This is a genomic window from Candidatus Ruminimicrobium bovinum (assembly GCF_902760015.1).
Classification (GTDB): Bacteria; Elusimicrobiota; Endomicrobiia; order Endomicrobiales; family Endomicrobiaceae; genus Ruminimicrobium; species Ruminimicrobium bovinum.
Genome location: NZ_CACWEU010000098.1, coordinates 1 through 6444, shown reverse-complemented (window position 1 = coordinate 6444; position 6444 = coordinate 1). Strand labels below are relative to the sequence as shown.

Sequence of the window (6444 nt, the reverse complement as noted above, 5' to 3'; positions counted from 1 at the left end):
GGTCATGCCATATGTTATATTTTTTATTTGCATTGCAACACCTTTTTTTAACTTCTTAAATGTCGCATATGTGTTTTAACTTTTCCATAATGCGCCGCCAACGGCGCCTTATTGCTTTTATATTTATTTTTTTGTATCATAATAAGCTAAGTTTTAAAAATGGGGGAAATTTTTATGAAAAATTTTATATTGTTCGGCCCTCCCGGTGCAGGTAAGGGAACGCAAGCAAAAATAATAAGTAAAAATTTTAATATACTTCATTTATCTACCGGTGATATGCTGAGAGAACAGAAAGACGACCCCATTTTAGCACCTTATATGTCAAGCGGGAAATTGGTTCCGGATGAAGTTATAATAGAAATGGTCTTTAAAAGGTTGCAAAGAGATGATTGTAAAGAAGGTTTTTTGTTGGACGGTTTTCCCAGAACCTTATTACAGGCCGAAAAGTTAAATGAATTTTTAAGAAAAAACAATAAAAAAGTTGATGGTGTTTTTTGCTTATTGGTAAGTGATGATATTATTATAAAAAGACTTTCGGGAAGAAGAGTTTGTCCTAAGTGCGGCGGTAGTTTTAACGTAAATTCAATGCCGCCGAAAAAGGAAAATGTTTGTGATTTTTGCGGTGCGGAATTGGTTCACAGAAAAGATGATATGCCGGAAGTTATAAAAGAAAGAATTTCCGTTTATGAAAAGCAGTCTAAAGTTCTTATAGATTTTTATGATAAATTAAATGTTTTATTAAAATTGGACGGGACATTAAATCCTAATGTTATTTTTGAACGGATTTCCAATTTTGTAAAAAATAATGTAAAATAAAAACCGCTTTGCGATTTTTATTTTAGCTTAGAGCTGAGGGAACGAAGTTCCCGACTCAGCTAAGAAGATGCTTTGTGTTTTCTGCATCAGTTGAATTTGCGGAGCAAGTTTTTATGAGTATCGAATTGAAGAGCCCTTCTGAAATTGAAAAAATGCGGATTGCAGGTAAGGCAGCCGCAGAAATTTTAGAAGGTTTAAGGGCTTTTATTAAGCCGGGAATAAGTACCAAAGATATAGATGTTGAGGTTTATAAAAAAACAAGGTCTTTTAATATGAAACCTGCCTTTTTGGGATACGGCGGCTTTCCCGCATCGGCATGTGTTTCGGTTAATGATGAGTTGGTTCACGGGATACCGAATGACTCTCGTGTTCTTTCTTCCGGTGACATAGTAACTGTTGATATCGGAACGATATATGAAGGATATTATTCCGATACTGCTTATACTTTTCCTGTCGGTAAAATAAATAATTCGGCAAAAAAGTTATTACAAGTTACCGAAGACTCATTATATGTTGCTATAGAACAGGTTAAACCCGGAAACAGACTTGGCGATGTTTCCTACGCAGTCCAAAATTATGCTGAGGGCTTTGGTTTTTCTATCGTTCGCGAGTATTGCGGACATGGTGTCGGCAGAAATTTGCATGAAGAACCGAATGTTCCTAATTTTGGAAAACCGGGAACGGGTGTTCGTCTTGTTGAAGGGATGACTTTTGCTATAGAACCGATGGTCAATTTTGGTAAAAGGCATGTAGATGTTTTGTCCAATCAATGGACCGTCGTTACAAGAGACGGCAGTTTGTGTGCGCATTTTGAACATACTGTTGTCGTTACAAAAGACGGATGTGAAATTTTAACAAAAATTTCATAGTTCGAACAGAAGGAAAAAATGGCAAAAGAAGAAAAAATAGAAATTACGGGCAAAATTTTGGAATCGCTTCCTAATGCAATGTTTAAAGTTGAAATAGAAGGCGGGCATGTAATTTTAGCGCATATCTGCGGTAAAATGAGAATGCACTATATTAAAATTTTACCCGGTGATAAAGTAAAAGTTGAACTTTCTCCTTATGATTTAACAAGGGGAAGAATTACTTATAGAGAAAAATAAAGGCGGGAGAATGTTATGAAAGTTAGAGCATCGGTAAAACCAATGTGTCAAAAGTGTAAAATTGTAAAAAGAAAAGGCGTTATCAGAGTTGTTTGCCAAGATCCGAGACACAAACAAAGACAAGGATAGTTTTAAGAAAAATATAAATACCATAACGGAGGAGTTATAATGGCAAGAGTTGCCGGAGTAGATTTACCAAAACAAAAAAGGTTGGATATAGCATTAAGATATATTTACGGTATAGGACCGGTTCTTTCAAATGCAATAATAAAAGAACTTAATCTTGACCCGGCAAAAAGGGTTAAAGATCTTACCGAAGCCGAAGTTAACCAAATAAATAACCTTATTACGAAAGAATTTAAAGTAGAAGGTGATTTAAGAAGAGAAATTCAGGCAAATATAAAAAGATTGATAGATATCGGCAGTTACAGAGGCATGAGACATAAAAGAAATCTTCCCGTAAGAGGTCAAAGAAGTAAGACAAATGCCAGAACAAGAAGAGGAAAGAGAAAAACCGTAGGTGCGGGAAAAGCACAGGCACAGGCAAAAAAATAAAAAATTAAATTAAGTAATTTGTAGAGGAGACAAACTAATGGCAGACGAGAAAAAATCTGTTTCAAAAAAGAAAATAAAATATTCCGGCGGAATAGCCAGAGCATATATACAATCAACATTTAATAATACAATAGTTTCGATAACCGACGACAAAGGTAATACATTGGCTTGGGCCAGTGCCGGCGGTTCGGGGTTTAAAGGTGCAAAAAAAGGTACTCCGTTTGCGGCACAAATGACTGCAAATGCAGTAGGTAAAAAGGTATTGGATTACGGTGTAAAACAAGTTTCTGTTTTCGTTAAAGGTCCCGGGCCGGGAAGAGAAACGGCTATAAGAGGGCTTCATTCATCAGGTCTTATGATTATGTCAATTAAAGATGTAACACCGGTTCCTCATGACGGTTGTCGTCCGCCAAAACCGAGAAGAGTTTAATAGTTTATTTGTTAAGTAAAATATTTTTGGAGGATTTTAATAGATGTCACGTTATATTGGTTCGGTTTGTAAACAATGCAGAACAGAAAGAGAAAAACTTTTTTTAAAAGGTCAAAGATGTGTTACAAATTGCACTCTTGACAGAAAAAGAGGTAAAAATGCCCCCGGTCAACATGGTGCCAAAAAAGGTAAAATGTCCGATTACGGTAAGCATTTGAGAGAAAAACAAAAAGCAAGAAGAGTTTTCGGATTGTCCGAACAACAGTTCAAAAGATACTTCATTGTAGCTGAAAAAATGCCGGGCTTAACGGGTGATAACTTGTTAAGACTTTTGGAATTAAGACTTGATAATGCGGTATTTAAATTAGGTTTTGCTTCCTCAAGAAAAATGGCAAGGCAAATGGTTATGCACGGAAATATTACCGTTAACGGTAAAAAAACGGATGTTCCCAGATACCAGGTGGCAGTAGGTGATGTTATTTCGGTTAAAGATAAATATAAAACAAATGTTAACCTTGTAAAATTATTGGAAAAACCGGCAAGTGTTCCTGGTTGGTTGGAATTTGATAAAAATGCAATTTCGGGAAAAGTTAAATCCGAACCTGCACCGGAAGAATTTTCTCATCCGATAAACAGTCAGTTGATAGTAGAATTGTATTCAAAATAAAATTAAACGTTTAATAAAGCGTTTTTATGGAGTTATAATAGGATGAAAACACCAAACTTAGACAAATTAAAAAAATTGCAGTTGGAAGAAAAAACAGCAACCAAAACATTCGGAAGATTTTTTGCACAACCTTTTGAAAGAGGTTACGGTCATACAATAGGAAATTCTTTAAGAAGAATTTTACTTTCAAGTATAGATGGCTCTGCCATAACATCCGTTTCCATTAAAGGTGCTCAGCACGAATATGATGTAATAAAAGGTGTTAGGGAAGATGTTCTTCAAATGATTTTGAACCTTAAAAAAGTAAGAGTTAAATTGGTAGGTTCAACCAGTGAAACTTTAACTTTAAAAGTAAATAAAGAAGGTGTTGTTACCGCAGGTGATATTGACAGAAACAGTTCCGTTGAAATATTAAATCCGGAACAGGAAATTGCAAATCTTACCGCAGGTGCTTCTCTTGAAATGCAAATGGAAGTAACAAGGGGCAAAGGTTATGTTTATGCAAGTGATTTGGCAAACAGTCGCAAATATCCCGTCGGAACAATAGTAATGGATGCTTTGTTTTCGCCGGTAACAAAAGTTAATTATGAAGTTGAAAATACAAGGGTTGACCAATCTTTAAATTATGATAAATTAATAATGGAAGTTTGGACGGACGGCTCAATTTCTCCTCAGGATGCTTTAATTGAATCGGCAAAAATATTACAGGCAAGTTTGTCTATTTTTACCGGGCAGGCAACTGTTGTTAAAGAAGAAGAACCTTCCGAAAAAACTGTTGAAGCAGAACCCGTAAAAAAAGCTAATGCCGATAAATCGGAAGATATAAAAAATCAACCCATAAGCATTTTGGATTTATCTACAAGAGCATCAAACAGTTTGAAAAATGCAGGTATAAAAACAGTAGGTGAAATTACCGAATATTCGGAAATAGATCTTATGGAGTTTGAAAAATTCGGTAAAACCTCACTTGTAGAAATTAAAAAGAAATTAGAAGAACTCGGATTATCTTTGAAGGAGCAAAAGTAATGATAAAAAATCATAATACTCGTAAATTAGCCGTTACACCTTCTCATAAAAAAGCAATGATGAGAAATATGACGACAAGTCTTTTTCTTCACGAAAAAGTAACAACAACAGTCCCTCGTGCTAAAGAAGTTGTCAGGTTTGCCGAAAAGCTTATAACCAAAGCCAAAGCTGCAGATTTGAATGCTAAAAAAGCAATTCACAGTGAAATAGCAAATAAAGATGTTGTTAAAAAAGTTTTTGATGTATTGGTACCAAGATATAAAGAAAGAAACGGCGGATACACTCAAATTCTTAAACTTGGCGTCAGAAAAGGTGATGCTGCACAGCAGGCAATAGTTAAATTGGTTATATAAAAATTATTGTTTGTAAATGTTTTATAAGAAATATAAGGAGCAGAAAATTTAATTTTTTCTGCTCTTTTTTATTTTTTAAATTTTTCGCACTTTTTGGTATTTATTTGTTATAATATAAAATTATATTTTTTAAATATAGAGGTTGTTATGGCAGGTTCAAAAAATAAAAATATAAACAGGTTTTTTGTTGCAACAATTTATTGCATTGTTGCGTTTCTGTTGACATATTGTTTTGTATCAACGAAAGAAACAGGTATTATAGGGGAAGCATTGGTGAAAATTCTTAATACTATTTTAGGATACGGATCGTATGCGATACCTGTTCTTTTTTTGCTTGCCGGTATAAAACGTTTTAAAATTTCCATTCAACTTAAACCTAAGTTGGAATTTGTTATTTCCGTATTTATTATTGTTTTTGTATCAGTATTGTTGCAATTGTTTAAAATGTCAGGCGGATGGGTCGGTTCAAAATTGTCTCCGTTTATCATTGAATTTGTCGGCTTTCCCATAGCCGTAGTTTCTGTTTCTTTGTTAATTTTATTTTTATGCATAAAACTTTTAAGGATTTCCATAAAAAATATTATTGCAAGTTTTTGGGTATCGTTAATTGACGATATTAAAGGTTGGAATGATAAAAAGGCGGGAAAAGAAAAAACTGCAATAATTCAAAAAAATAAAAAAGATGACGAAGATACCGTATTTGAACAAACCGAAAAACCGAGGATTATAGACAGCAGACAAAATAATAAAAAAGAAGAAAAATACGATTTTGTTAAGGAACAAATTAAAACTGCACAGGAAGAAACAAAATTAAAAATTTCACAAATTGATAAAGCGGAAAAGGAAAAGATAGATACAAAAAATTTTAAATATGTATTACCTCCTGTAAATCTTTTAAGAGAAGGCGCTTTAAATACACAAATAAATGAGTCGGAACTTCAACAAAGAGCTGAGGCATTAAGAGAAACATTAAAATCTTTTAAAATAGATGCAATTGTGCAGGATATCATACCGGGTCCCGTAATTACAAGGTATGATATTGTGCTTGCACCCGGTGTGAAAATTCAATCCATAACAAATATAAAAGATAATATTTCTTTGGCAATGAAAACGGCAGCCATAAGAATAGAACAAATTCCGGAAAAATCTGCAGTCGGTATAGAAATACCTAATCCTAAAGCATCACTTGTAAGTTTAAGGGATATTCTTGATACTGCCGAATTCCATAATTCGAAATCTTTGTTGTCACTTGCGATAGGAACAAAAACTGACGGAAGCGGTTACATTTCAAATTTGGCAAAAATGCCGCATTTGCTTATAGCAGGTTCAACGGGTTCGGGTAAAAGTGTGGGTGTTCACAATATAATTTTATCCATCCTTTATAAAGCAAGACCGGACGAAGTAAAATTTTTACTTATTGACCCGAAAAGAGTTGAAATGACGGCATACAAAGATATCCCTCACTTATATAATCCTTGTTGTATGGCGGAT

General features: G+C 34.1%; 10 protein-coding genes. All 10 read left to right on the top strand.

The features are described 5' to 3' along the window. The first annotated feature begins 174 nt into the window (after window positions 1-174). Window positions 175-816, top strand: coding sequence for an adenylate kinase (locus tag ACMUOV_RS03650; protein ID WP_413853760.1), 642 nt, complete (start codon window positions 175-177; stop codon window positions 814-816). Between the two features lie 113 nt (window positions 817-929). Next, on the top strand, window positions 930-1685 hold the full coding sequence (map, locus tag ACMUOV_RS03645) for a type I methionyl aminopeptidase (RefSeq protein ID WP_413853759.1): 756 nt from the start codon (window positions 930-932) through the stop codon (window positions 1683-1685). Between the two features lie 18 nt (window positions 1686-1703). Next, window positions 1704-1922: a translation initiation factor IF-1 gene (infA, locus tag ACMUOV_RS03640; protein WP_413853758.1), complete on the top strand. Its 219-nt coding sequence runs from the start codon at window positions 1704-1706 to the stop codon at window positions 1920-1922. A gap of 15 nt (window positions 1923-1937) precedes the next feature. Next, window positions 1938-2051, top strand: coding sequence for a 50S ribosomal protein L36 (rpmJ, locus tag ACMUOV_RS03635; RefSeq protein ID WP_413853757.1), 114 nt, complete (start codon window positions 1938-1940; stop codon window positions 2049-2051). Between the two features lie 39 nt (window positions 2052-2090). Beyond that, the gene (gene rpsM, locus ACMUOV_RS03630) at window positions 2091-2477 is read left to right on the top strand and encodes a 30S ribosomal protein S13 (RefSeq protein ID WP_413853756.1); all 387 of its coding nucleotides are present in this window, start codon (window positions 2091-2093) and stop codon (window positions 2475-2477) included. Between the two features lie 37 nt (window positions 2478-2514). Further along, window positions 2515-2907, top strand: coding sequence for a 30S ribosomal protein S11 (gene rpsK, locus ACMUOV_RS03625; protein WP_413853755.1), 393 nt, complete (start codon window positions 2515-2517; stop codon window positions 2905-2907). Window positions 2908-2950: 43 nt separating this feature from the next. Then, the gene (gene rpsD / locus ACMUOV_RS03620) at window positions 2951-3574 is read left to right on the top strand and encodes a 30S ribosomal protein S4 (protein WP_413853754.1); all 624 of its coding nucleotides are present in this window, start codon (window positions 2951-2953) and stop codon (window positions 3572-3574) included. A gap of 42 nt (window positions 3575-3616) precedes the next feature. Then, on the top strand, window positions 3617-4600 hold the full coding sequence (locus tag ACMUOV_RS03615; protein WP_413853753.1) for a DNA-directed RNA polymerase subunit alpha: 984 nt from the start codon (window positions 3617-3619) through the stop codon (window positions 4598-4600). Then, a complete protein-coding gene (gene rplQ, locus ACMUOV_RS03610; protein WP_413853752.1) occupies window positions 4600-4953 on the top strand; it encodes a 50S ribosomal protein L17 in 354 nt (117 codons plus the stop codon). The genes ACMUOV_RS03615 and rplQ overlap by 1 nt, the downstream gene beginning before the upstream one ends. 147 nt (window positions 4954-5100) lie before the next feature. Beyond that, window positions 5101-6444 (top strand): DNA translocase FtsK 4TM domain-containing protein (locus ACMUOV_RS03605; RefSeq protein ID WP_413853751.1); only part of this gene is annotated, 1344 nt, incomplete at its 3' end.

Bases quoted from the DNA above. Each gene is read 5' to 3' on its own strand.
- infA (WP_413853758.1), top strand. From the start codon at position 1,704: ATGGCAAAAGAAGAAAAAATAGAAATTACGGGCAAAATTTTGGAATCG.
- ACMUOV_RS03615 (WP_413853753.1), top strand. From the start codon at position 3,617: ATGAAAACACCAAACTTAGACAAATTAAAAAAATTGCAGTTGGAAGAA.
- ACMUOV_RS03650 (WP_413853760.1), top strand. From the start codon at position 175: ATGAAAAATTTTATATTGTTCGGCCCTCCCGGTGCAGGTAAGGGAACG.
- rpsD (WP_413853754.1), top strand. From the start codon at position 2,951: ATGTCACGTTATATTGGTTCGGTTTGTAAACAATGCAGAACAGAAAGA.
- rplQ (WP_413853752.1), top strand. From the start codon at position 4,600: ATGATAAAAAATCATAATACTCGTAAATTAGCCGTTACACCTTCTCAT.
- rpmJ (WP_413853757.1), top strand. From the start codon at position 1,938: ATGAAAGTTAGAGCATCGGTAAAACCAATGTGTCAAAAGTGTAAAATT.
- rpsK (WP_413853755.1), top strand. From the start codon at position 2,515: ATGGCAGACGAGAAAAAATCTGTTTCAAAAAAGAAAATAAAATATTCC.
- rpsM (WP_413853756.1), top strand. From the start codon at position 2,091: ATGGCAAGAGTTGCCGGAGTAGATTTACCAAAACAAAAAAGGTTGGAT.
- map (WP_413853759.1), top strand. From the start codon at position 930: ATGAGTATCGAATTGAAGAGCCCTTCTGAAATTGAAAAAATGCGGATT.